Genomic DNA, 354 nt, shown 5'->3' on the forward strand with positions numbered 1-354 from the left:
TTCACCACGTCGTCGGCCGCTAGGCCGGTGATGTCGGCCACGCGTTGCGGCGTGAAGTCCTTGGCGCGCGCGGCGAGCGCCTCGAAGCCCAGCGTGTGCTGCGCGATGTAGTCGTGGTCGAGCAGGTCCTCTTCGATCAGCACTTGCATCAGGCCGAAAGCCTGCGCGCGGTCGGTGCCGGGGCGCGGCGCGAGGTGCCAGTCGGCCTTCTCGGCCGACTGCGAGCGGAACGGGTCGATCGCGATCACCTGCGCGCCCTTGCGCTTGGCCTCGGCAATGCGCGTCCACAGGTGCAGGTTCGAGGTGATGGGGTTGGTGCCCCACAACAGGATCAGCTTCGCCTGCGCGAAGTGC

Annotated in this window: 1 protein-coding gene; it reads right to left on the reverse strand. The window is 68.6% G+C overall.

The genetic code is table 11. The annotated features are described in order from the left end of the window. Window positions 1-354, reverse strand: a 354-nt coding sequence (locus CVH10_RS18475; protein WP_146143051.1) for a molybdopterin-dependent oxidoreductase, incomplete at both ends; no start/stop codon positions are given.

The sequence above is a fragment of the Halomonas sp. ND22Bw genome (assembly GCF_003011945.1).
Classification (GTDB): Bacteria; Pseudomonadota; Gammaproteobacteria; order Pseudomonadales; family Halomonadaceae; genus Halomonas; species Halomonas halophila.